The sequence below is a fragment of the Fluviicola taffensis DSM 16823 genome, from assembly GCF_000194605.1.
GTDB classification, from domain to species: domain Bacteria; phylum Bacteroidota; class Bacteroidia; order Flavobacteriales_D; family Crocinitomicaceae; genus Fluviicola; species Fluviicola taffensis.
The window spans coordinates 3,245,675-3,271,592 of sequence record NC_015321.1; the positions used below are offsets into that span (position 1 = coordinate 3,245,675).

21 protein-coding genes and 1 pseudogene are annotated in these 25,918 nt (G+C 35.8%); 19 read left to right on the plus strand and 3 right to left on the minus strand.

Translation table 11 applies throughout. The annotated features are described in order from the left end of the window. The first annotated feature begins 15 nt into the window (after nucleotides 1-15). The gene (locus tag FLUTA_RS14145) at nucleotides 16-1,365 is read left to right on the plus strand and encodes a T9SS type A sorting domain-containing protein (protein ID WP_148235444.1); all 1,350 of its coding nucleotides are present in this window, start codon (nucleotides 16-18) and stop codon (nucleotides 1,363-1,365) included. Nucleotides 1,366-1,412: 47 nt separating this feature from the next. On the opposite strand, the gene FLUTA_RS14150 is transcribed toward FLUTA_RS14145, so the two are convergent. Together FLUTA_RS14150 and FLUTA_RS14155 are read right to left on the minus strand one after the other, a co-directional pair. Next, nucleotides 1,413-1,823 (minus strand): hypothetical protein, encoded by a 411-nt coding sequence (locus FLUTA_RS14150; protein ID WP_013687571.1) that lies wholly within the window; start codon nucleotides 1,821-1,823, stop codon nucleotides 1,413-1,415. 167 nt (nucleotides 1,824-1,990) lie between these two features. Further along, nucleotides 1,991-3,808: an ABC transporter ATP-binding protein gene (locus tag FLUTA_RS14155; RefSeq protein WP_013687572.1), complete on the minus strand. Its 1,818-nt coding sequence runs from the start codon at nucleotides 3,806-3,808 to the stop codon at nucleotides 1,991-1,993. Nucleotides 3,809-3,995: 187 nt separating this feature from the next. Between FLUTA_RS14155 and rpmH (FLUTA_RS21190) the strand changes: the two genes are divergently transcribed. From rpmH (FLUTA_RS21190) to FLUTA_RS20915, 12 genes and pseudogenes are all read left to right on the plus strand, one after another. After that, complete coding sequence (gene rpmH, locus FLUTA_RS21190; protein WP_013687573.1) at nucleotides 3,996-4,154, plus strand: 50S ribosomal protein L34; 159 nt, start codon at nucleotides 3,996-3,998, stop codon at nucleotides 4,152-4,154. A 130-nt stretch (nucleotides 4,155-4,284) separates the two neighbouring features. Beyond that, nucleotides 4,285-7,689: a T9SS type A sorting domain-containing protein gene (locus FLUTA_RS14160; RefSeq protein ID WP_013687574.1), complete on the plus strand. Its 3,405-nt coding sequence runs from the start codon at nucleotides 4,285-4,287 to the stop codon at nucleotides 7,687-7,689. Between the two features lie 4 nt (nucleotides 7,690-7,693). Continuing rightward, nucleotides 7,694-7,807, plus strand: a pseudogene (rpmH, locus tag FLUTA_RS21195) (50S ribosomal protein L34); the annotation flags it as partial. An 87-nt stretch (nucleotides 7,808-7,894) separates the two neighbouring features. Beyond that, entirely contained in the window at nucleotides 7,895-9,730 is a 1,836-nt protein-coding gene (locus FLUTA_RS14165; RefSeq protein ID WP_013687575.1) for a tetratricopeptide repeat-containing sensor histidine kinase, read from the plus strand. Between the two features lie 12 nt (nucleotides 9,731-9,742). Further along, nucleotides 9,743-10,369 (plus strand): response regulator, encoded by a 627-nt coding sequence (locus FLUTA_RS14170; RefSeq protein WP_013687576.1) that lies wholly within the window; start codon nucleotides 9,743-9,745, stop codon nucleotides 10,367-10,369. Nucleotides 10,370-10,450: 81 nt separating this feature from the next. Then, the gene (locus FLUTA_RS20910) at nucleotides 10,451-12,124 is read left to right on the plus strand and encodes a T9SS type A sorting domain-containing protein (RefSeq protein WP_013687577.1); all 1,674 of its coding nucleotides are present in this window, start codon (nucleotides 10,451-10,453) and stop codon (nucleotides 12,122-12,124) included. An 83-nt stretch (nucleotides 12,125-12,207) separates the two neighbouring features. Further along, a complete protein-coding gene (locus FLUTA_RS14180) occupies nucleotides 12,208-13,572 on the plus strand; it encodes an OmpA family protein (protein WP_013687578.1) in 1,365 nt (454 codons plus the stop codon). 181 nt (nucleotides 13,573-13,753) lie between these two features. Continuing rightward, nucleotides 13,754-14,779, plus strand: a complete 1,026-nt coding sequence (ltaE, locus tag FLUTA_RS14185; protein WP_013687579.1) for a low-specificity L-threonine aldolase — start codon at nucleotides 13,754-13,756, stop codon at nucleotides 14,777-14,779. Next, the gene (locus FLUTA_RS14190; protein WP_013687580.1) at nucleotides 14,776-15,414 is read left to right on the plus strand and encodes a hypothetical protein; all 639 of its coding nucleotides are present in this window, start codon (nucleotides 14,776-14,778) and stop codon (nucleotides 15,412-15,414) included. The genes ltaE and FLUTA_RS14190 overlap by 4 nt, the downstream gene beginning before the upstream one ends. A gap of 81 nt (nucleotides 15,415-15,495) precedes the next feature. Further along, nucleotides 15,496-15,825 (plus strand): hypothetical protein, encoded by a 330-nt coding sequence (locus tag FLUTA_RS14195; RefSeq protein WP_013687581.1) that lies wholly within the window; start codon nucleotides 15,496-15,498, stop codon nucleotides 15,823-15,825. Between the two features lie 92 nt (nucleotides 15,826-15,917). Beyond that, on the plus strand, nucleotides 15,918-18,062 hold the full coding sequence (locus tag FLUTA_RS14200) for a TonB-dependent receptor (protein WP_013687582.1): 2,145 nt from the start codon (nucleotides 15,918-15,920) through the stop codon (nucleotides 18,060-18,062). Between the two features lie 9 nt (nucleotides 18,063-18,071). Continuing rightward, complete coding sequence (locus FLUTA_RS20915; RefSeq protein WP_013687583.1) at nucleotides 18,072-18,722, plus strand: hypothetical protein; 651 nt, start codon at nucleotides 18,072-18,074, stop codon at nucleotides 18,720-18,722. A 48-nt stretch (nucleotides 18,723-18,770) separates the two neighbouring features. Here the strand turns inward: FLUTA_RS20915 and FLUTA_RS14210 are convergent, their stop codons facing one another. Then, the gene (locus FLUTA_RS14210; RefSeq protein WP_013687584.1) at nucleotides 18,771-19,223 is read right to left on the minus strand and encodes a CYTH domain-containing protein; all 453 of its coding nucleotides are present in this window, start codon (nucleotides 19,221-19,223) and stop codon (nucleotides 18,771-18,773) included. A gap of 243 nt (nucleotides 19,224-19,466) precedes the next feature. On the opposite strand from FLUTA_RS14210, the gene FLUTA_RS14215 reads away from it, so the two are divergent. The 6 genes from FLUTA_RS14215 (at nucleotide 19,467) to FLUTA_RS14240 (ending at nucleotide 25,778) form a co-directional block, all read left to right on the plus strand. Next, a complete protein-coding gene (locus FLUTA_RS14215; protein ID WP_013687585.1) occupies nucleotides 19,467-20,459 on the plus strand; it encodes a polysaccharide deacetylase family protein in 993 nt (330 codons plus the stop codon). Further along, nucleotides 20,447-21,319 (plus strand): hypothetical protein, encoded by an 873-nt coding sequence (locus FLUTA_RS14220; RefSeq protein WP_013687586.1) that lies wholly within the window; start codon nucleotides 20,447-20,449, stop codon nucleotides 21,317-21,319. Before FLUTA_RS14215 ends, FLUTA_RS14220 begins: the two co-directional genes overlap by 13 nt. Beyond that, nucleotides 21,304-22,014, plus strand: a complete 711-nt coding sequence (locus FLUTA_RS14225; RefSeq protein WP_013687587.1) for an SDR family NAD(P)-dependent oxidoreductase — start codon at nucleotides 21,304-21,306, stop codon at nucleotides 22,012-22,014. Before FLUTA_RS14220 ends, FLUTA_RS14225 begins: the two co-directional genes overlap by 16 nt. Nucleotides 22,015-22,062: 48 nt before the next feature. Further along, nucleotides 22,063-23,937, plus strand: coding sequence for a polysaccharide biosynthesis protein (locus FLUTA_RS14230; protein ID WP_013687588.1), 1,875 nt, complete (start codon nucleotides 22,063-22,065; stop codon nucleotides 23,935-23,937). Between the two features lie 3 nt (nucleotides 23,938-23,940). Continuing rightward, a complete protein-coding gene (locus FLUTA_RS14235) occupies nucleotides 23,941-24,348 on the plus strand; it encodes an acyl-CoA thioesterase (protein ID WP_013687589.1) in 408 nt (135 codons plus the stop codon). Nucleotides 24,349-24,434: 86 nt separating this feature from the next. Further along, nucleotides 24,435-25,778, plus strand: coding sequence for a toxin-antitoxin system YwqK family antitoxin (locus tag FLUTA_RS14240; RefSeq protein WP_013687590.1), 1,344 nt, complete (start codon nucleotides 24,435-24,437; stop codon nucleotides 25,776-25,778). Nucleotides 25,779-25,918: the final 140 nt, after the last annotated feature.

Consider the following 25,918-nt stretch of genomic DNA (forward strand, 5'->3'; position numbering starts at 1 on the left):
CAAATGCTCTTAATTATGAAACAGATATCTACAATTATTCTATTCTTCGTTTCCACAGGAATGGCTTTTTGCCAAGGACCAGCAATTACCTCTTGGTTACAAAACACCACTTTAATGGGAAGTCATTACATCAGCGGAAATTCAACGGCTATTCAGGATAATATTCCAGTAAACACCCAATTGATTCAATATTCTACTTCATGGGTGTATGTCGCAACCAATGGAATTCCTTCTTATCCTACAGGACCATTTTTGGATGGAAATCCTAGTCAGGCAACCGATCAAAATGCCATTTTTAAAATTCCATTGAACCCGACACAAAATACAGGAACACTTACAGCTACTACAGGTGGAAATATTGGTGTTTTCATTAATGGAGTTGCGTTATTTGATTACCGAGATGGTGTTTCCTGGAAAAATTCCTCAGGTACAATTGCGGGTGGACCTGCAGGAGGAATGGGCGATGGCGTTTGGAACCGAGATGCGGTTGTTGGAGAACGAGGAGGTTTCGACTGCGCAAAAGGTCATCCAGCAATGGGAAATTACCACCATCACCAAAGCCCAAGTGCATTTGATTTGGATTTACAAGTTATCTCAACGGTTTGTAATTTATATGACTCGGATGGTTTGTATGCTATTGATAGTACGCAGCATTCTCCATTGATTGGTTATGCGTATGATGGTTTTCCAATCTATGGAGCTTATGCACATAAAAATGCGAATGGAACTGGTGGAATCGTACGTATGAAATCCTCTTTTTCTTTGAGAAATATCACCGTTAGAAATACGTATTACGATGGAAGTTCTGTTATAGCCGGACCAGCGGTTAATGCAACTTATCCTTTGGGATATTTCAGAGAAGATTATGAATTTATTGCTCCAGCAAGTGCCGATTATTTAGATATTCACAACGGTCGTTTTTGTATCACTCCTGAATACCCAACTGGAATCTATTGTTATTTCGCTACTGTAGATGAAAATTGGAATTCGGCATATCCGTATGTGGTTGGTCCAACATTCTACGGGAATAAAGTGATGACGAAAGTTACATCAGTAGGAGAGACAACAACGACTTATACTCCAACGCCTGCAGGATTGACTCAAGCGGAGTTGGAAAGCCTCAACATTGACCTATTCCCAAATCCAGCAACGGATTTAGTAGCAGTTCAAGTAAATGGACTGGTGAAAGAAAATTTAATAGTGGAATTGACAGATATGACAGGAAGAACAGTTTTAGAAAAAGTAATTCCTGCTGGAAGTACGATCGCCTTTTTTGATACACAAACACTTTATGCTGGAGATTACATCGTTCGAATAAAAACTTCAAGTAGCGCAATTACCAAGAGGTTGGTTATTTTGAAATAGATTGGTTTTCAGTTTGAAAAAAACGCAGGCTAGTTGGTCTGCGTTTTTTATTCAGTTTTGCGGTAATAATCATCCTTTATAATACAGTAAGTTTTGCCTATAGGAATAGTATCATAACCACTGATAATGGTTGTTTCAGCTACGGTTGGCAATTGATTTACTTTAAAGCGTTCACTGATAATTCCATGAGTAAGTTCTTGTCGCTTTGTATTATATCTCCATTTATGTGGATTTTCACCGTAATTATGGTCCTTTGAAAAATTGCCATCTGAACCGTAAACCCATATAACTCCTCTACTTTTTTCATCCATGTCGATATACCAGCTTTCACCGTTTGTCTCTTCATGATACCAGCGACCAATGAACTCTGGATGGGTTTTATGTACTGCTTTTCGATGGCAGGAGGTAGTGAAAATAGAAAGGAGCGTTATCAGAAAAGGATATGTAAAGTGATTCATTTGGTTATGATTGTGTTATCAAACTTAATTAAAATTTTTGATAAAATATAAATTGCTCATAATCAAATGATTGACATGTGATCTGTTCACATCTTTGTGAACACGAAAATTCCAGAATTCACAAATTTTAGTTCGTAATTAGATAGTAAGAATTTGGAAATTAAATATTACCCAAGATTCACCTGAATCTTCACCAAATCCGAATAAGCACCACTAGTTGCCATTAAATCCGCATGATTTCCACTTTCTACAATCTGGCCATGTTGTAGAACCAAAATTTTATCCGCATTGCGAATCGTACTCAATCGATGTGCAATGACAATACATGTTCTTCCATGCATCAATTTTTCCAATGCATCTTGAACCACGCGCTCTGATTCTGCATCCAAAGCTGATGTTGCTTCATCCAATATCAAAATAGTTGGATTCTTTAAAATGGCTCTTGCAATAGCAATGCGTTGTTTTTGTCCGCCTGAAAGTTGAATTCCGCGATCGCCAACTTGTGTTTTAAAACCATCAGGGAAACTCATGATAAACTCAAATGCATTGGCTTGTTTTGCAGCATTGATAACTTCGTCTTCACTTGCTTCCGGATTTCCAAAAGCAATATTTTCTAAGATATTACCTGCAAAAAGCAATACATCTTGTGGAACAATAGCAATGTGTTTTCTCAAGTATTTAATATCAATGGAATCAGCATTTGCATCTCCAAAATAAATCGCTCCTTGATTGACTTTGTAATAATTCAAAACCAAGGAAGAAATCGTTGTTTTTCCGCCTCCAGAAGTTCCTACTAAAGCTAAAGTTTCGTTTCTGTTTAAAGTAAACGAAATTCCTTTCAATACTTCTACTTCAGCTCTTTGCGGATAAGCGAATCGTACGTGTTCGAATCGAATGGAACCATCTATTTCCGGAGTGTTTGTTCCTTTAAATAAGTCACTTTCACTCGTCTCATTGATAATATCCATCAATTTTTCTGTTCCACCAATTGTTTTTTGAATACCTGAATAAAAATCAGGTAGCGAACCAATACTTGCCGCCATTAATAGAGTTACCATTAAAAAAGAGAACAAATCTCCATCACTCAATTCAGGATTTGGTCCCTGTGTCATTAACAAGCCTTGCCAAACGATAAAAACGATTGATCCAAACATGCAAAAAACCATGAACGAGATGAATAATCCTCTCCACAAACCACTTTTTATATTGAGTCTACGGATTTTTTCAATGGAAGATTTAAACTTCTTCAACAAGTAGTTTTCATTTGTAAAAGCCTTGATATTTCCAATTCCAGTCAATGATTCTTCTGCAATGGCATTGGAAGTTGCTGTTTGATCTTGTGCTTCTTTGGATAAACGTTTAATGAATCGTCCGAAGAAAACAGCAACAATCATAATGACTGGAACTGTTGCGAGCATTATTAAGGATAACTTCCACGAAACGAAAGTTAAATAGGCAATTCCTCCTACAACCATTACAATCTGACGGAAGAATTCTGCCACAGTCGTACGAAGTGTTTCTTGAATTTGGGTAATATCTGCAGAAAGTCTGCTTGTTAATTCTCCAACGGTATTCTTGTTGAAGAAATCCATTGGAAGGTGAAGCATTTTTTGAAAAACATCGTATCTCAAATCGCGTAATGCCTTTTCAGTTACATTGGTAAATAATACCACTCTGAAATAACTGAAAATAGCTTGTCCGCCAAATAATACAAACAAGGCAACGGCGACAGTTGTAATGTTTGATAAATCGATTGCTTTAACTGCTTCAGCCATACTTGTCTGAGAACCGCTGCTCAATCCTAGGAGTTGTCCAAGTAAAATAGGGAAGATTAAACCAACAGAAGTAGATAGTACTAAGAAAATCCAACCAATGCCATATTCAAAGCGATAAGGCTTTAAATAATGAAAAAGTTTGCGTGCTTTTTTATAGCTATCTTTCGTTAAATGAATCTTTTCTTTCTTCGCTTGCTTCGGTCGCAACATCTTTTTTCTAGTTTTGTATCACAAAAGTAATCGGGGATTGATTGAAACGAACTTTTTTTTCGATTTATTTCGAAGAAAACTTGAAAAATTAGAAAATCTACCTATCTTTGCACCCCATTCTGACAAATGTCTGACATTTCAAGAAATTAGGAACCAGAAATAAGAATATTCGAATAAAGCATAGATCATGAAAAGAACGTTTCAACCGTCTGTAAGAAAGAGAAGAAATAAGCACGGATTCCGTAGCCGTATGGCAACTAAGAACGGACGTAAAGTATTAGCTGCACGTCGTAGTAAAGGTCGTAAAAAATTGACAGTCTCTGACGAAGGTTTCCACAAGCGTTAATCGTTTGTAAAATCTTTATTCTAAGATATAGACCATCTTTTCGCATTGCGGAGAGGTGGTTTTTTTGTTTGATTAGGTTTGGAATTATCTGATTTTGTTTATTAGTTTTGACAAACAATTCCTAATTACCATGAAATACATACTCCTTTCTATAATTTTCCTGACAAATTTTTTCGTTGGACTGTCTCAGATATATGACCATACAATGGAAAGCAATACATGCCAGTTGAGTCCAATTTCAGCAAGAGGTCCTTTGAATTTTATTCCAAATGGACATTTTAACACTGGAAGTACATGTAGTAACGAGAGCACCTATTTTTATTCATATTTTAGTAACTGGAATTGGTCAGATAATTTTAGCTCAAATTTGAAACCTCATGGAATACCATCGGTGAACATTTCTAATTTGTATTGGGATTACCCAATGTATTGGAAAAATGAATCATCTGTTTGGCAAGCAATGAATATAAGTAAAGGATATATGTATATTAATGTATACAAAAAGAATAATATCGGGGTTGCTTATAGGAGTTATATACTTATTGAGTTAACCAGACCTTTGGAAGTTGGTAAGCAATATAATTTTCAAGCAGACTTCAATACATATAATTCCACTTACCCCAACGTTGCACCAAACAATATCAATTTGCAATTGGATCGAATAGGATTTGCCTTGACAGATTCAATTCCAGACTATGTTAGTGGACAACCACTATTATTGACACCTTTTTACGAAACTCCAAGGGATTCTATTATTTCATTAGCTAACCACAATGTAAATACAGATATTATTGGTAATGGACAGCGTTATTTAATTATCGGAAACTTTCATGAAAATGATTCAATAGCATTTAATACTATTCCTGCAAATAATTCACATGCAACATATGCCTTTGATGATCTAAAATTGTATGACCCTAATTGCACATCCTATGGAAATGTTTATTTAAGTGAGAATGAAACCATAAGCTGTGGCGAATCTACAGTAAATATATCCGCACAACATGGGGTTCAACCGTATAAGTGGATTCTTAATGGAAATGAGTTGCCTTCCACCAGCCAAAATGTAACTTTTGATACACCAATGGATACTTCAATACTCGTAGTGCAAACTGGGGTAGGGAATTGTATTTCAAGAGATTCTATGAAAATAATACCGCGTTATTATAATTTTGATATGCCTTCGGATACTATATTGTATTGTAATAGGGATGTAGATTTGACTCCTACTTATAGTTCGGTTGGTGGAGCTTATTCGATTGGGAGTTTCATTTGGCGCGAACAAAGTAATTTAGGTGTTGATCTTGGATATTCAAGCAATTTAACGATTTCTGATACTGGAACCTATATTCTTGAATACTTCCATAGTTATAATTGCTTGGAATATGATACAATCCATATTGGCGCTAATGAAGAAATTTTGATGGATAGTCTTTCAGTCGAAATTGGTCCGGAGCATTGTATCAATATGCTTGATGGATATATTGAATATGATGTGTCTCAGTATCCAGGAAACATTCATTTTTATTGGGATTCCGGATTGTTGAATAGTTCTCAAATCACAGTGCAGGATTCGTTGGATGCTGGACTTTATGAATATTATATTTTTGATGATTTCAATCGTTGTAGTTTAATTTCGAGTACAGTTCCTATATTATATGATAGTTGTTCAGTAATTTCTGGAAAAATCTATCTAGATACCAATTTCAATTGTAACATCGATATTTATGAGAATGGAATGAAGGATATCACCGTTTTTGCTCATCCTATAGGAAATTTTAGTGTTACGGATTCCTTGGGTAATTTCGAAATTCTTGTTCCTCCAGGTGTATATTCAATAGAACAAAATTTAAGTAATTCAATCGGTATTGGAGAGTTCTGTAATAATCCACCAATTTCAATCCTAAACTCAGGCTTGGTTTATGATTCGTTATTTATTGGAGATACGATTCATCAATTTCATCATAATCCGGGGCTCCAGAGTTTTGTAATAGGGAATGTTTTATTAAGTGAATCTTATTCGATTTCTAGTTTCAAAGTTGCGAATTTTGGAGACTCCATAGACAATATAACAGTTGGATTGTATATCGATCATCCCGCTCTTTATTATGATACTCAGATTCCTGAATACATCGGGATGAATGGAGACACAGCAATGTATTTATTTATGAATATGCAACCAATGTCTTCTGAAACTCGAGTAATGCATTTGCCGATTATTCCAAATGTTAATTATATAGGTGATCAGATTAATTCATATCTGTTTTGCAAAGGTGAATTTGGAGACATTGATACCTTAAACAATGATTTAATTCAACAGAACATTGTTTTTGCAGCTTATGATCCTAATATTAAGGTTGTTACGCCTATTGGTGAAGGAATAACGAATCGGACAGAAGTGAAAGAAAGAGAATTTATTTATACCGTTCATTTTCAGAATACTGGTAATGCAAGTGCTACAAATGTGACAATAATTGATACACTTACTCATTTTTTAGATCTATCAACATTCCAGTTGATGAGTTCGTCTCATTATGTAAATCTTAGTTGTTTTAATAATGAACTAAAATTTGAATTTCCTAATATTTATTTGCCAGATTCAACCACAGATGAAGAAAACAGTAAGGGTTTTGTACAATATAAAATCTATGCTCAAACGGATGCTTATGTCGGTGATACGATTCGTAACATTGCCAATATTTTCTTTGATAATAATCCTCCGATAATTACACCACCTGCTATAAATATTTATTACAAACCTGCCGTAATTATTGATACAACCGCTTCGATTTGTGAGGGATCTTCTTTCCTTTTTCATGGAAATTTTTATGATGTAACTGGTAATTTCGCAGATACCATATCTAGTTATGCTATAGATACTGTTTATCAGACTTTTTTAACGGTACATCCAATACAGAATACTGAGTTATATTCAAATTTGTGCATAAATGATTCCATCGAATTCTTTGGGTCATACATTAAAACACCTGGCGATTATTCTCAAACAATAATGGGGCAATTTGGTTGTGATTCTATCATTATTTTGCATTTACAGAGTCATATTGTCGATATAGCAGTTAGCTACTTATCTTCAGTTCAATTGAGCGCCAATTTGGGTAATGCAATTGATTATCAATGGATGGATTGTGAAGGTTTTCAATTAGTCCCAGGAGCAACTTATCAAAATTACGAACCTGTTAATAATGGAAGTTATGCTGTAATAATTAATGACGGTGTGTGTATGGATACCTCCAATTGCTATTCAATTAATTCTCTAGGATTGGACAATTTCTCAAATCTAGATTTAGATTATTACCCCAATCCAGTAAATGACATTTTAACAATTCATTTACCATCCAAAATTGATCAAACCGAAGTAATTGTATTCGATGTGAATGGCAAAGAATTGACCAAACAAACATTCTTCGGGGAGGAAAAATTGAACGTAGCAATGGATTCATTATGCAGCGGTATATATATTCTTAGAATTAAGAATAGCCAATTGGAACAGAACATTCGTGTAGAAAAAATGTAGATATAACGGATTCCGTAGCCGCATGGCAACTAAGAACGGACGTAAAGTATTAGCTGCACGTCGTAATAAAGGTCGTAAAAAATTGACAGTCTCTGACGAAGGTTTCCACAAGCGTTAATCGCTCGTAAAATCTTTTATTTAAGATATAAGCCATCTTTTCGCTTATACGGAGAGATGGTTTTTTTATTTTTACATATTTATCACTATGACTCAAATCAGAATTCTCTTCTTCTTTTTGATAACAAGCTCATGTTTGTTTGGATCATTTCGCAAAGATTCTTTGCAGTTAGCAGCTTACTATCAAGATGCCTTGATTCATCCAGGTAGAAGTGTTGGAATACTCAGTAAAGCAAAAAAACTCAGTCAATCAAAAGAACAAACTCTAGCATGGAAGGAAAGCTGTTCTTATTTAGAAGCAAGGTTTTTAGTTCAAACAGGACAATTTGAAGCTGCAGAAAAAGTTGCTAAATCAGGATTGAAATTGGTTGGCCCCAAAGAAAAGAATTGCGCTAAATTTTATAATCTCTTGGGTTCTATTGTGGCTCTTAGGCAAGACTATGAGCAAGCAATACACTATTATAAGTTGTCTTTGGAATTATTGGAGCTTCATGGAGACAAACTGCAAGCTGCTTATATTAAGAATAACATTGCAAATACATTTTTTAGTCTCACAGATTATAAAAGTGCCTACAAGTATGCAAATGAGGCATTCACAGAAGCCAAAGAATTGAATGATACGGTCTACAGACCTTCAATAGAAGCTATTTTGGCGGTGTCTGAGGTAAAAATGAAGAAATTGAAAAGTGCTAAATCACATGCATTTGAAAGTATTCGATTATCCCAAAAATACCAACAACCACTTGGATTAATTATTGGCAATTATAGCTTGGGAGAATATTATCTCGAAATAAAGGAATACCAACAAGCGGAGCAATACTATACTGTTTCTTTGAGTATAGCTTCCCAATTCAGACAGTCTAATTATATAATGCTCGCAAATATTGGACTTCTTACCGTTTACAATGCAACAGAAAATTACAAACAAGCTCTTCAAGCTGGAGAAACAGCTTTAAGTATTGCAAAAGTATTGCACAATCAAAACACAGAATATTCTATTTATAAGAACTTGGCACTTTCATATTCAAAAATTGGTCAGCATGAAAGAGCTTTTCAACTCATGAAAAGAGCTCATGAGATTTACAGAAAATCGACCTCAAGTGATAATCGAAAATCAATCAATGAGCTATTGATTAAATACGAAACAGAGAAGAAAGAAAAGGCCTTGGCTAAGAATGAATTGCAATTGGTGCAACGAAATCAATTAGTAGCTTGGCTAACTCTTGTTCTAGTGGTGATCACATTTTTGATTATTGTCTTAATTCGTCGCCAAAAATCCAAATTAAAAGAGAAGGAACGAGAGCGGGAACTAGCTGTATATAATGCTCTTGTGGAAGGAGAAGAATACGAGCGCAAACGTCTTTCGCACGAAATTCACGATGGCATTCAATCTGCTCTTGTAGGAATTCAGTTAAAACTGGAACAAGACACAAAGGGAATGAATTCTTTTCAGCCTGTTTTGGACCAATTGCGAACAGTACAAGAAGATGCCAGAAGAATGGCGCATAACCTGATGCCCATTTCTATGTCAGAAAATGGATGGAATGGAGCATTGGAGTTGTTTTGTAAAGAAACGGCTACTCCATCGTGCCCCATTTTAATTTTTAATAATCTAAACATCGAATTAAGTAAATCAAGTCCGGGAAAGGTGGTGTTTAGAATCCTTCAGGAATTGATTCAAAACGCTGTTAAACATGCCAAAGCAACTGAAATCAATGTAACTGTTTTACAAGAGGGAAACTATTTGCTTTTTATGGTAGAAGATAATGGAATTGGCTTCGATAAGAACTTGACAAGAACGGGGCAGGGAATTCAATCATTAGAAGAACGATTACAATCCATCCATTCTGCTCTTTTTATAGAGTCTTCTCTGGAAAAAGGTTCTATTTTTCGATTTACAATTCCGATTTCTGAATTTCTTTAAGTAAATTTCGGAATGTCAAAAATAGGGATACTCATTGCCGATGACCACGACTTGATTTTACAAGGCTTAGCTAATTTGCTTGTCGAAGAAGAATGGATTGCTCAAATTCACCAAGCGAGAACAAAAACAGATGTTCTTCGGATTTTGCAGCAGGAACAAATTCAAGTACTTATTCAAGATGTCAAATTTGGAGCTGACGATGCAAGATCTTTTATTCCCGATATCAGAAATAAATACGCTGAACTGAAAATCATTGCCTTATCCAGTCTGGGCGATAGTGCGAGTATTCATTCCGTTATGAATGCCGGAGCAAATGGCTATGTGGTAAAATCCGAAAGTGGAAGTCAATTAGTCTCAGTAATCAAAAGCGTTCTTTCCGACGGTCAAGCATTAAGTGTAGAGAGTCAAAAAGTCCTTTTTAAAACACAAATTTCTCCTGATATTCAGCTCTCAATCCGCGAAAAGGAAGTGTTAAAAGCAATCCTGGAAGAATTGTCTACCAAAGAAATAGCAGCGCTGTTGTTCTTGTCGGAAAAGACAGTGGAACATTATAGGGCTACCTTATTCGTTAAATTTGATGTGAAAAACGTAACTGGCTTAGTGAAAAATGCCATTTTGTTAGGTTTCTGGCAGGATTAGGGTTTTCCCTAATAGCCTTTTTGGTGATTTCCCTAAAGATAGCTTTTGAATAACTTCTCAATTTTGTAAGAAATTGAATGTATGAAGAAAGTAATAGTCCTAGGCTTAATTTTGTTGGGAAATTTATCCAATATCAACGCACAAATTCTAATGACGGATTTACGTCCAGGTCTTGATGGAAGTGAACCAGTTTTTGATAATGCTTTTCAGAGAAATAATGAACTCTATTTTATTGCAAATCCGGATGGAATTACCAGTCGCTTATACAAAACAGATGGAACTTCAGGGAATACGGTGGTTTTAGAAGGAGGAAGTAATATGTATGTAACGATGCTCCTTGGCTTTTTAGGGAACAACCTTTTGTATGTTGCTGGTGATATTTACAATGGAGAATCGCTTGGAATCTACAAAACTAATGGAAGTATTGGTGCTGGTGAATTAGTTTTATCATTCAATCAACCAGGTAGTTTTTTGGTAACCTATCCAATGACCATTACGATGAACAATGTTCTTTACTTTTATGGAAGTGATGACGTGGCCGGTTTTGAGTTGTGGCGAACAGATGGAACAACTGCAGGCACTTACTTGGTTAAGGATATCAATCCTGGAACAGAGACTTCACTTTTGTTTTCTGTCACTAAACAGTACTTTGCAGAATTAAACGGTTTTATTTATTTCGGTGCGGCAGATCCGGTCAATGGTGCAGAATTGTGGAAGTCGGATGGAACAGAAGCCGGAACGAACATGGTAGCAAATATTGATACTTCCGAGGCAATAGTTGCGCAATATGGAAGTAATCCAGCTTACTTTTGCACCTACAATAATGCCGTTTATTTTTCAGCTCATCGTCCGGTGGATGGAAGAGAGTTGTGGAAAACAGATGGCACGGAAGCAGGAACCGTATTGGTGAAAGACTTGGCTGCAGGTAGTGGTTCTCCGTCAAATATGATCGAATACAACGGATTGCTTTATTTCACAGCGTTTTACCCAAACGAAAATTACACCTTGTACAAATCCAATGGAACGAACGCAGGAACAGTGGCTGTGAAACCTGCTGGTAGTGGCGGACCGGTTATTTCACCAGACGATCCGTTCGTAATTTTTAAAGGGAAACTCTTTTTTGCAGCGAATGATGGTCTTAATGGACAGGGATTTCCATCCATTTGGTATTCCGATGGAACTGCAGCAGGAACTTCTTCATTGCCCGCTGCACCGGCACCATACACTTCACACCCTTTGAATCTGCTGGCAACAACGAATTATTTGTATTATACCGCAAACGTTGACGCTAATAATACGAATTATGGGGTTTACCGAACTACCGGATTGAACAATCAGAATGTTTTACTGACATCTGCCACATTTGATGCGAATGCTTTTCAACCGCTTCATTTGGTGAATAGCTGCTTGTTGGTGCGTGGTGATAATAACGGAGCAACCGGAGAAGAAATTTACACGGTTTGCAATCAGAACACACAACCAGTAGGTTTGGAAGAAAGTTTCTTGGTTGATTTGACTGCTTTTCCAAATCCTGCTGCTGATCAGCTTACTATTGAGTCTTCAAGTGATTTGAATGAAGTGAATGATTTGAAGTTACAATCTTTATCTGGAAAATCAGTGAATTTAGAATATGCAGTTTCAAATGATGGAACAATACTTATTACTGGACTTTCCGAGTTTAATTCAGGAGTATATTTTCTCACAATCACAACCAAAAACGGAGCAAATAGACAGTTGAAATTAATGATAGAATAATTTCCGCTCCTCTATTAGGAAGAAAATGGTCGGCGATATCCGACCATTTTTAGCTGAATTAAAAATTTTAACTAAGGATTTATATGAAGAAAACAATGGTATTGATTGGTTTGTTCTGTTCTACAATGGTATTCGGTCAGGAAACACTGCTGGAAAGACAAGCTGCTAAAACAAAAGAAAAAATCAAGCAGCGAGCAGAAAACAGAGTGGAACAAGGAATTGATAAAACACTCGACAAAACCGAAGAAGAAATCGAAAACGGGATCAAGGACGGGAAGAAGCAAAAAAAAGAAAAGGATTCACAATCGGAGACACCCGTTTCTTCTGAAGGGAAATCAGAAACGAATCGGGAGGGAGGAGCAGCTTCGAATACGAAACCCACATCCAAAAGCGCTGACAATCCGGAGTTCAAAGTCTATTCGAAGTTCGATTTTGTTTCTGGTGAGAAGGTATTGGGCTATGATGACTTTACTGGAGTTCCGGTGGGCGATTTTCCGCTCGAATGGAATACCAACAGCTCCGCCGAAGTTGTCAGGATAGATCAAAACGAGCAGCGCTGGCTGATGCTCACAGCAGATGGTTATTTGCAACCTGATTTTATTTCCAATATGCCTGAAAATTTCACCATTGAATTCGATGTTCTGACAAGGTATAAGAGTTCCAATATTCTGGCTTACGGTTTCGATATTTACAGTTCCGATAATCCCAATAGAGATTTGTCAGAAAAGTACCTGACACAGGGAAGTTTCCAGTTTACCTGGTCTGGTTGCCTTGAAAATGCAGGGTATGTCATTTATGAAGGTGGAGAAGAAATGACTAAAAATGAGGGATTGATCGTTCCGCCATTAAAGTGCCCTGATGACGGGAATATGCCCGCAAAAGTCCATTTTTCTATTTGGAGACAAAAAACACGTTTGCGCGTTTATGCAGATGGCTTGAAGATCATCGACCTTCCTAGAGCGTTTAGTCCGACGCGAAAGTACAACGCGTTTAAAATCGGATCGCATTATATGAATTTTGCTACTGCGGATGATAAGGATCTGTTTCTAATTTCTAACGTAAGATATGCGGAAGGAGGACAGGATACCCGAAGTAAACTGATTACAGAAGGAAAATTGGTGACAAAAGGAATTTTGTTTGCATCTAATTCGGATCAGCTAAAGCCGGAATCTTATGGAGTGTTGAAAGAGATTGCAACTGCGCTAAGCGAAAATCCTGCAGTGCGTGTGAAAATAGTAGGACATACAGATTCTGACGGGGAAGAGTCTTTCAATGCAGAATTGTCAAAAAAACGTGCACTAGCGGTAAAGCAAGCCCTGATCAGTGAATTTAAAATCGAAGCCTCCAGGATGGAAACAGACGGGAAAGGAGAGAACGAACCAACAGATTCCAATGCAACATCGGTTGGAAAAGCCAATAACCGCCGAGTGGAATTTCTGAAATTGTAAGATTTCCCCACAAACCAATAACAATCTAAAAAGTATAACCACTCACAGTTTTATTAAAAACAGCGAGGCATTCAATCTAGGATGTCTCGTTTCAATTTCAGACCGTTTCAAGAATTTTTAAAACTGATTTTTTTTCTACTTATTTTTAGAAGGAATTACCCTAAGTTTGTTTAAAAAAAAGATGAATTCGGATTTTGTTGATTTTCGCTCGGATACAGTAACTAAACCTTCCAAAGAAATGCTCGAAGCAATGTTTCAAGCTTCGGTTGGAGATGATGTGTATGGAGAAGATCCAACTGTCAACGAATTGCAAGATTATGTGGCCCAACTTTTTGGGATGGAAGCAGCGCTGTTTTGTGCTAGTGGAACCCAAACGAATCAAATAGCGATTAATATTCATGTGAAACCAGGTGGTGAAGTTATTTGCCACGAGGAAAGTCATGTCTACAAATACGAAGGTGGTGGAATTGCTAAAAATTCGGGAGCTTCTGTTAGACTTTTACAAGGAAATAGAGGAAGATTAAAGGCTTCGGAAATTGAAAAATGGATAATGCCTGATGATATTCATTTTCCAGTGACACAATTGATTTCCCTTGAAGATACTGCGAATAGAGGTGGAGGAGCTGTTTATGACTTTAAAGAAATACAGGCAATTGCTCAATTAGCAAAGTCCAAAAATATTCCTCTTCATTTAGATGGCGCGCGTATTTTCAATGCTTTAGCTGTAAATGGAATAGATATCAAACAATATGCTTCTCAATTTGATTCTATTTCCATTTGTCTTTCCAAAGGACTCGGAGCGCCGGTGGGTTCCTTGCTACTTGGAACAAAAGACTTCATCCATCAAGCTAGAAGAGTTCGAAAAGTAATGGGCGGAGGAATGCGTCAAGCTGGTTTCTTAGCTGCAGCAGGTTTATATGCTTTGAAAAATAATGTGATTCGTTTATCAGAAGATCATTCGAAAGCGAAGCAGCTGGAAGATACTTGTTTAAAATGTAGTTGGATTGAGAGTACTTTAGGAGTCGAAACAAATATATTAGTTGTAATTTTGAAAGAAGAATCAAAACGGGATTTTTACATACAAAAATTAGCAGAAGTTGGAGTAAAGGTTTCCGCATTTGGACCAGGAATGATTCGTTTTGTAACACATTTGGATCTTTCACAAGAACAACTAGATTTTACCATTGAGCAACTAAAAAAACTATGAGATTATTAGTCACTTCATTTTGTATAATTGCCTCCGTTGTTATTATTGCTTCTTGTTCTGAAACGCCAACTGAGACAGTCAGTTTGGATGATATTTCCCATACTTCAGATAAGTTCAACGATGTTGATGATAAAAAAGAAGAGGTGAAAACCCAAGATGATAAACCTAAGACGGCTTTCTTCTTAGTGGCATTCGATTCGATTTATAAAGATGCTTCGTGGCACAAACTAGATAGTTTATTGTTCCCAGATCGTTTCGGACCTTCGAAATTAGAAAAGTGGTATTTATTGGGTAATAAGGATAGTATTGTTGCGCTTCATTATGAATTTAAAGATAGTTTAAGAACCAAAAACGCCTTTTTCAATTGGATAGATTGTTACGGACCAAAATGTTTATCTTATCAAGTTGGATCTCAATTCAAAAAACAAAATAGAAACTCCTTGTTTTTAGTTGGAGCGAATCATTTGATTTACATAGAATCAAAATACCCCATTCCATCCGATAAGTTACTTCCGATTCTCAATGAAAAGGAAAAAGATCAAAATTGGATCTATATGCTCGAAATTCCAGGAAAAAAGAAAACCCGTTGGTCTGTAATTAAAGAAGGTGAATTAATAGAATTAACAGGACACTAGGATATTAAGATATCAGGACTATAGGACTAAAATCCAAGTCTTAATGTCCTAAAATCGTAACGTCCTAATATCAATAAAGAAATGAAAGTAGTAAACAGAGGATACATTTACGTAGAGCCAAAACAAGCATTTTGTGATTGGGCGAAAGAACACGATGCAGATTTTGACTTTGACGAATCGGACGATTTGGAAGGGGATTTGTACTTGATTGAAGAAGATTTTTTCGAATACGAACCGTTGATTGAGTCACATTTTAAAAAGATTTTCAAAAATGAATGTATGGCTGTTGTTGATTCTGAAGATGAATTTCCGAAACCAACACTTGATATGTTCTTAGATTGGTTCGTTGTTAAAGTAGGCTCTAGTGTCTTTGATACGCAAAAAACCGATTTGGACAGCGAAAAGCTTTAAGTTTCATTTGACCGATTATAGTTTACAATTCACCGATTTTAATGTGAATCATTTATTTTTTCCATCTAATTTCGTCACGTAATTGTTTTATTATGAAGTGTCTACTAATACTTATTTGTTTTGTTCCGCTTTTTTTGAAGGCGCAAACAACCATTGAGGGAGTCGTTTTAAATCAAAGTGGTAAGCCAGTTTTTATGGCAACTATTTTTGTGAAAGGAACAACAGATGGTGCGCAAACTGATGAGAAAGGTGCTTTCAAATTAACAACTAAATCAACGGGAAAGCAACTGCTAGTTGTTAAAGGTGACGAGATAGCAGAACAATCAATCGAGGTTAATCTTACTGGAAAACCGATTGTTCAAACTATAAAAGTTCAACAATCCAGAGCAATCGAAGAAGTGGTTATTTCAGCTGGAACGATGTCTGCATCAAATGACCGTTCAGTGGCAATTTTAGATCCTTTGGATATTGTAACTACTGCTGGAGGACAAGGTGATATTGCTGGTGCAATCCAAACCCTTCCTGGTGTTCAGAGAAACGGTGGCGACCAAACTGGATTAATGGTTCGTGGTGGAGATGTGAGTGAAACTTCATTCATCATTGATGGTTTAATTGCTCAGAATGCATTTGGAAGTTCTGTTCCTGGTGTGGGACAACGAACACGTTTTAGCCCCTTTCAGTTTAAAGGAACCGCTTTTAGTACGGGTGGTTATACCGCTCGTTATGGTCAAGCTTTATCTTCGGTGTTAGATTTGTCAACATTGGATTTACCTGATCAAACAAATATCAATATTGGTGCAAGTTTTGGTGGAATTAATTTTGGTGGCTCAAAATTGATGGAAAATAGTGCTGTTGAGTTTACAGGGAATTATTCAAATCTGACGCCTTTCTTATGGCTCTCAAAAGCAAACATAAAATTTTACGAAGCTCCACAAGGATTTGGTTTTTCAGGACGTTATGTAGCAAAGACTTCCACCAGAGGAATGTTTAAAATGACTTTCAATCAGACGTATAATAGTTCTGGGCTAGAGATTCCTAATCCAGCAGTTGCAGGAACTAACATGCGTTTCGGATTGAAGAATCAAAATACTTATGTTAATACCACATTTAAGAACTTTATTTCGGATAAATGGATGTACTATGTTGGTTTTTCATTGAGTAATAATGATGATGACATTAACTGGGACAGTATTGTTTCTACTAGAAATGACAAGCGAGTTCAAGGAAGAGCTGAATTGGTTTATTCTCCAGGAAACAGATTTAAAATGGTTATTGGGAGTGAATTACAGCATTTTCAGTACCGACAATTATACGATACATTGACTGGTCAATTTGCTGAAATGCTTAGTGCAGGTTATGTCGAAGCAGATATTATTCCTTTTCGAAATTTTGCAATTAAACCTGGAGTTCGTGTAGAGTATTCAAAACTAATTGCAAAAGGAAACATCTCCCCACGTTTGGCAATGGCTATCAAGACAAGTAAAACAAGTCAAATTTCACTTGCTTCAGGGTATTTTTATCAGTTAGCTTCTCCAAATTATCTGATGCAAGGATATCGGCCTAATTTTCAAGAAGCAATGCATTTAATGGCTAATTATCAGATTATTGCCAAAAGTCGAATTTTTCGATTGGAAGGATATTACAAATCTTATAGCCAATTGATTCGAGAAAATGGAGTTACTTACAATCCCAATGCTTTCAGATTTAATTATGGAATGGTTGATAACAGCGGTTCTGGATATGCTCAAGGAATAGATGTCTTTTGGAGAGATAAGAAGTCCATCAAAAATTTTGATTATTGGATTTCATACAGTTATATCGATACCAAAAGATTGTATCAAAATTATATCAGTAAAGTGACTCCGGATTACGTGTCTGATCACAATCTAAATGTAGTAATGAAATACTTTTCGACAAAATTGCAAACGAGTTTTTCAATGACATACAGCTATGCAAGTGGAAGACCTTATTACAACCCTTCGAATAGTCAATTTTTGAGAGATCATTCACCTGATTATCATAATTTAGCCTTCACAGCAGCATATTTAACAACTATTAAAAAGTTCTTTACTGTCTTTTACATAAGTTTGGATAATATAACCAATCAACACAATGTATTGGGTTATAATTATAGTTATGACGGGAGTCAGAGATATGAGATAAAGCCACCTTTTTATTTCAATATATTCTTCGGCTTCAATATGTCATTGAAAGAGTTTAACAAGGATGAAATATAATTACCGATTATGAAACATGTATTATTAATCGTGGTTTTAGCATTTACACTACAAGCAAATGCTCAAGAAGATGTGATGAAGGTATTGGTTCCCGTTTGTGCCAATTTAGATTCGTTGCATTCAACAGAAGACTGGAAACCAAAATCGGATGAATTTGCCAGTTTGAAAGAGAAGTATCCAGATAGTTGGATGCCTGCTTATTATTATGCGTATTCGTGTATTCAATTGTCTTATTTTGAGCCAGCATTAGCTATCAAAGATGCGCTTATTGATAATGCGGAAGAACAACTAGCAAAAATCGAAGGAAAATGTCCTTTGGCGGATGAAGTGCTAATCATGAAGGCATTGATTGCAAATGCACGAATTGGTGCTGATCCTGAAAATCGTTGGCAGAAATATGGGAAAATTTTTGATGATAATCTAAAAGCGGCTAAAGCTATAAACGAGAATAATCCCCACATTTATTTATTAAAAGGGATTTCCACATTTTACACACCAAAAATGTTTGGAGGAGGAGCTAAAAATGCGAAAACGTACTTTGAAAAAGCAAAAACAAAATACGATTTAATCACAAATACAGATGTGGATAAACCTTATTGGTGGGGAAGAAGCACATGCTTCTATTTCTTTGGTGAGATTGAGAAAGAATTGGGGAAATAAATAAGTCAAAATAGGTAGAGCTGTGATTAATCGCAACACTACCTATTTTTATTCTTTTTCTATTAAATTCGAATTGTAGTATTGAGGATCATCACTTACATCTTTTTGGATCCAATCAGGTAAAGAATATTCTTCAGTTTCACTTTCCAGCTCAATTTCAGCAATAATTAATCCTTCCAGTTTTCCATGGAAAACATCGATTTCCCATTTCTTTTCGCCTATAATTATATCATAACGTTCCTTTTCAAGTACCTTGGAGCAAAAATCTGTCAATAAGTGTTTGGCATCGCTAAAGGGAATTTCATACTCAAACTCATCTCTCGAAATTCCAACGGTTTTTCCTTTAATGGTTAAATATCCCTTTTCTCCTTTTGTTCGAACTCGAACCGTTTTCCCATCGATATTTGAAATATATCCTTGTTCTATTTTTTTCGATTGCAGGTATTTAATAACATGCAAGATTTCATCGGTTACCAAATATTTTCGTTCTATTTCTTTCATTTTTATAGACTATAAGATTATAGACCAAAGACCATAGTTTATGAAGTCTTTCGTCTCCAGTCTTTTGTCTTGAATCTATAGTGTACTAATTTACAATACATTTTGGAAAAAGCTTGCCAAATCACCTTAAATTGACGGATAGACATGTGTCTATTTGCTCAGTAGTGACAAGGGATTCCTCGGAAGTTTTTTATCATTTATCGGAAATGCTTTGTCTATTCTCAATTTGCCTATCTTCGCAAGATGCAGGTAATTCTGACTTTTGATTACGAATTGTTCTTCGGAACAAACACTGGAAGCGTTCAAAAATGCATGATTGAGCCGACAAATCGTCTATTGGACATCGCAGAAAAATTTCGTGTTCCGATGATTTTCTTTGTAGATGTTGGTTTTTTAATACAGTTAAATGAGAATGTAGAGAAATTCGAAAATTTGAAGCAGGATTGGAATCAAATTATGACTCAATTTGAGCGCATGGCACGGTTAAATTGTGAAATTCAATTACATATCCATCCTCATTGGGAGAAATCATACTATGATGGTGAAAAATGGATTGTAAATGTGAATGAGGCGTATAAGCTGTCGGATTTTTCAAATGAAGATGCTGTGGAAATTGTTAGAAAATACCACTGGTTTTTAAGTGAAATTGCACAGAATACAATCACAGTATATCGTGCTGGAGGTTGGTGTATTCAACCGTTTAGTCAAATTGAAAGCATTTTTAAAGAATTGGGAATTCGCATCGATTCAACTGTTTTTCCTGGTGGAAAGTTCGAATCCGAACACTATCACTTTGATTTCAAGCAAGTAAAGTCCTTTGGAAATCCTTACCGCTTTCAATCAGATGTTACGAAGCCGGAGCCAAACGGTTATTTCTTAGAAGTTCCAATTGCTTCTTGGGAATTTTCGCCCTTGTTTTATTGGCGATTATATATTTTAGGTAGATTGAATCCAACCGATCATAAAATGATAGGAGATGGGACATTCTTGGCTCAGCCAGGAAGGAAGAAATCAGTACTATTGAATAAAACATGGAATCATGTTAGTTCGGATGGATATTATGCTTCCTTGTTAAAAAAACAGGCTCGATTCTATAAAAGCAAACAAGTGGAAACCTTTGTGGTAATTGGACATCCAAAAGGAATGACTCATTTTTCTTTAAAATGTTTGAATTCGTTTGTTGCAGATACAAAATCATCGTACCAATTCGTTAATTATTCCGCATGCAGTTTGTAAAAGCAGATACAAAAGAAGTAAAACAGAATTGGGATGAGCTGGTATCATCACAAAAGGGTTCTATTTTTTCGGAATCAAATTATTTAGATGCAACTGCTCAACAATGGTTTATCCTGTATTCCGATGATTTCAAATCGGGAATGGCTTGTCCATTTGTTGTTAAAGGGGGAATTAAAATTTTAGTAACTCCTTTTTTCAATCGATTCATGGAGTGGATTGGAAATTCAGTTTCGGAACAAGAAATCATTTCAGCGCTAAAAAGTAAATTTCCAGTAGCCGATCTTCAAGTTGGAAGAGGATTTAGTTTGAATCAGCGCATATATCAAAAATTGGAAACAGGGAATTTGAATCTGAACCAACAAGCGAAACGATCTTTGAATAAATCGAAGGGATTTCAAATAGACAGAAAAACAAATATTCCCAAAATGATTCAATTGTTGAATCAAGAATTGGCGCACAAAATTCATGGAATAAATCCTGAAACACTTTCTATTTTAGAAGTTTTGGTGAAAAAATACAGCGAATCTAAATTGAGGCAGTTTAATTTAATGCAAGAAAACAAGTGGTTGGGAGCAATTTGGATTCTTGAAACAGATTCTTCAATCCTTTATTTAAAAGGAACCACGACTGATGAAGCAAAAAAAATGGGCGGAATGTATCGATTGATTCATACAGGAATCGAATATGCGCATGAACAAGGTAAAATATTCGATTTTGGAGGTTCAAATGCGGAGTCTGTTCGAAGATTTAATTTGAATTTTGGCGCAGAAGATGTTGTATATTCGCAATTGAGCTGGAATAATGGCCCATTTTGGTGGAAGACGATAAAAATGATACGAGATAAATGGACAAAAAAGTAATTCTGATTACGGGAGCAACTGGGGGATTAGGATCGGCAATGGTGAAGTATTTTGAAAAGCAAGATGTCAAATTGGCTTTGCATACTTTTCAACAAGATCCGTTTGACGTAAGGTGTGAACACGCTTGGTTTAAAGCTGATTTGAGAGATCAAAATCAAGTTAAAAACTTAATTGCAAGTATTTTAGCAAATTTCGGAAGAGTAGATGTATTAATCAATAATGCAGGGATTTCAAAAAATGGAATGAGTTGGAAACTTTCTTCCGCAGACTTTAATGAGGTAATTTCAGTCAATCTAACTGCCCCTTTTTTGTTGTCTCAAGGGTTTATTCCAAGTATGCGCGAACATAATTTTGGACGAATCATCAATATATCTTCTGTTGTTGCTCAAACAGGAGTTCCTGGAACAGTCGCTTATGCTGCAAGTAAAGCCGGAATATTGGGAATGACTAAAACAATTGCGAAAGAATTGGCAAGTTTTTCAATCACTTGTAACGCGTTAGCACTTGGGTATTTTGATCAAGGAATGATTACAGAAGTTTCACCAGAAATGCAGGAACAAATTATCAATCAGATTCCTAAAAGAAAGTTGGGAGGAGTTGAAACGATATTAAATACGATTGATTGGTTGCTGAAAGATGAATCTGACTATGTGACTGGTCAAACGATTTCTTTGAATGGAGGTTTGTATACCTAGTTAATTCACTTAAATTTGTATTGAAAAAAATAATGAATCACTCAATCTATGTTTCCTAAGAAGAATATTCCGCGTTGGATCATCATATTAATCGATTTATTTATTTCGGCTGTTTCTTTATTGATTGCTTATTTGATTCGTTTTGATATCAAGGCAAATGCTTCTAAATGGAAATCAGAACTTGAGATTGTTGAATACTCAATCATTGTTTTCTTCTTAGTCAGACTTATTGTCTTTTTATCTTTCGGAATTCAAAAAGGAATTGTTCGACATACTTCCACTTCTGATTTTAAACGACTTTTTTTAGCAACGACAACCTCTTCATTTATTTTTATCTTATTGGGTTTTGTTCGGTTTTATTGGTTCGATCACTATTACCTTTTCCCTATATCTATTTTAATTATTGAATATGTTTTTTGCTTTTTCTTCCTTTCTGTTTCTCGATTTGTAGTCAAGCTTTTATACATGGAATCTGTAAAATCAACAACTGAACAGCAATTTGTTTTAATCTATGGCGCTGGAATTTCAGGATTAATCGCCAAAAGAATGATTGAAAAAGATGTACGCATTCATTTGAAAGTTTTTGGCTTTATAGATGATAACAAACGAATTTCAGGAAATAGGATAGAGGGCGTAGAGGTTTTTCATACTTCCAAATTGGACGAAATTTTACTAAAGAATAAGATTCATCAGGTGATTATTGCTATTCAGAACCTAGAGCCTGAAAGAAGAAATTGGATCATTGAAACTGGACTGAATGCAGGTGTAGAAGTAAAAAAAGTACCGAGTCCGAAAAGTTGGATTAACGGATCTTTTACTTCCAAGCAAATTTCGCAAGTAAATATCGAAGATTTATTGGGAAGAACACCGATTATTCTCAATCAAGATAAACTGGCTGAATCGCTTGAAAATCAAGTCGTATTGATTACGGGCGCAGCTGGTTCGATTGGATCGGGAATTGTGCGACAAGTACTTGAATTTAAACCTAAATTGGTTGTCTTATTAGATCAAGCGGAATCAGCATTGTATGATTTGGAGTTTGAGTTAAAACAATTGAAAGGCATTTCTCCGTTTGAAGTGGTTGTTGGAGATATTTGCAACGAAGAACGCATGAATTGCTTGTTTGAAACCTTCAAACCTTCATGGGTTTTCCATGCGGCTGCATATAAACATGTTCCGATGATGGAGCTAAATCCTTCTGAAGCAGTTCGAAATAATGTGAAAGGAACCAAAATTTTGGTCGATTTATCGAATTCGAAACAGGTGCATAAATTTGTAATGATTTCGACTGATAAAGCCGTAAATCCTACAAATGTAATGGGAGCAAGTAAGCGTATTGCTGAAATTATTGCCCAAGCAGCAAATAAAGGTCAAACACAATTTATCACCACACGATTTGGAAATGTACTTGGTTCAAACGGATCAGTTATTCCATTGTTTAAAAGACAAATCGAACAAGGCGGACCAATAACGGTAACTGATGAACGAATTACCCGCTATTTCATGACTATTCCAGAAGCTTGTCAGCTTGTTTTGGAAGCTGGAGTGATGGGCAGTGGCGGTGAAATTTTCGTTTTTGACATGGGGAAATCAGTTCGCATAGTTGATTTAGCAAAAAAAATGATTCTATTATCTGGATTAGAACTTGGGAAGGATATTGAGATTAGGTATTCTGGACTTCGACCAGGTGAAAAGCTTTATGAAGAATTATTGAATGATGAGGAGAATGTTCAAGAAACACATCATCCGAAAATATTGATTGCTACCGAGCGTGGTTTAGACGATCAGATTATGACTGAAATTCATCTGTTGCTAGATGCAATTGGAGAAAAAGATAATCTGACTCTTGTGAAGCAGATGAAAGTGATTGTACCAGAATTTCTCTCAAACAATTCGGAGTACAGTGTTTTAGATAAAAAATAAGTCATGTTAGATTCGTACAAACTACAAGTCCGTTTTTCTGATTGCGATATGATGCAGCACGTGAATAATGCGGTTTATCTCAACTATTTCGAGGAAGCTCGGATTCACTATTTTCGCCAAATGCTAGGTGTGGAATGGGATTGGAAAAAAACAGGAGTAATCCTCCGAAAAAATGAATTGGAATATTTGAAACCAGTTTTTTTGCATGAGCCTGTAGAAATTTTTGTTTATTTAAAGCACATTGGCGAGAAAAGCTTTACTTTATCCTATGAAGTGAAGGTTTTGAATGAAGTAAAAACAACAGGTAGCTCTGTTTTGGTGTGCTACGATAGTGTGAATAAAATCTCCATTCCAATTCCTAAAAGAATGAAAGATGCTTTAGGGAAACTTTCTCTGAAGTTGGAACAATAATTGATTATTAACAAGACGATAGACTCAAGACAGAAGACATAAGACTTGTCTCTGGTCTTTAGTCTCTAGTCTTTAGTCTAAAATATATGAAATTTCTAGTAGCTATTTTTTGCTTGTTTTCGTTGGCAGCTTCAGCTCAACCCAATTTTGGAATTGCGAGAAAGGATTCACTTCCATGTTATCAAAAATCAATTGATCGATCAAAAGCCCGATATACGGAATGGGAATGTGGTAAAATTGCTGGAGTAGTTGATTGTAACCAGAAATTGGAAATGGGTTCTGATGGAAAGCGCGTGGTTACGAGTTCTCAAAAGATGCCTTATTCAGGTATGTGTGAAACATGTCACATGAATGGAATTCTAGAACGTAGAGTAACTTTTGTTGATGGATTTGCAAATGGAGTAGATACAACGTATTACAAGTCAGGATGTATCATGGTGATTCGTTCTCATGTACAAGGTGTTGAAGATGGGAAATGGACATATTACAACGATTCGACTCAAATTCCAGCTTGGCAAAAAACGTATGTTTTGGGTCAATTTGAAGGGCCTCAATTAACTTATAATTCCAAAGGAGATACTGCAAAATTAGAGAACTTTTCTGCAGGAGTATTAAACGGATTAAAGGTCACTTACGATTCAAAAGGAGGGAAAGTGAGCCAGATGACTTATGTAAAAGGAGTTTTAAATGGTCCGTTTTTATTGTACAATAGAAAAGGCGAAATTATTGAAGAGTTGACCTACAAAGAAGGTAAAAAACACGGTGTTTTTCATTATTACTACGATGATGGAAAATTGTTGCGTACTGAAAACTGGGACATGGACTCAAGAAATGGTGAGTTTAAAACACTCTATCACGATGGGAAAGTCCAAACGGTAGAAAATTACAAGAAGGTGACACCGAAGTCTACTCAATACATGACAGCAGATTTGTATTCATGTCCTTCAAAAGAAGTCGCTACGGCACTTGGTCAGATGTTTTATGATAAAAAAACGAAGGCTCAAGTAATGGATAGTTTAAATAAAACATCTACAATTATTGCTACTGCTGTTAGGGGCGAATCTGTAGATGATAATCCTATTTTGAAAGGGAAGAAGTTTGGAAAAGGCGTAAATCAGCCATTTAAATATGAAAAAAGCTATTACATCGTTATTGTAAGTGAACTAAATATTCTTGCAAAAAAGGAATTGAGAGAAGGAATGTTTGAAGAATACTTCCCAGATGGAAAAGTGAAAAGTCGTGCGATATACAAGAAAGATGTGTTGGTTGAAGAGCATGTTTTTGATGAACAAGGAAGAGAAATAAGAACTTTCGGAGGAAATTCAACTCCAGGAAAAGAAGACGATGCAATGCCTACTACAAAGAAGAAGAAAGAGAAAAAGAAAAAAGAACCGAAACCTGAAGAAACAAAACCGAAGGAGGGAGAATGATTAGAATTACGAATTACGAATTACGAATTACGAATTACGAATTACGAATTACGAATGATTGAACTATTAAACCCTTTGAACTTTTTGAATATTTTTTAATTAGGAATTAGGAATTAGGAATTAGGAATTAGGAATTAGGA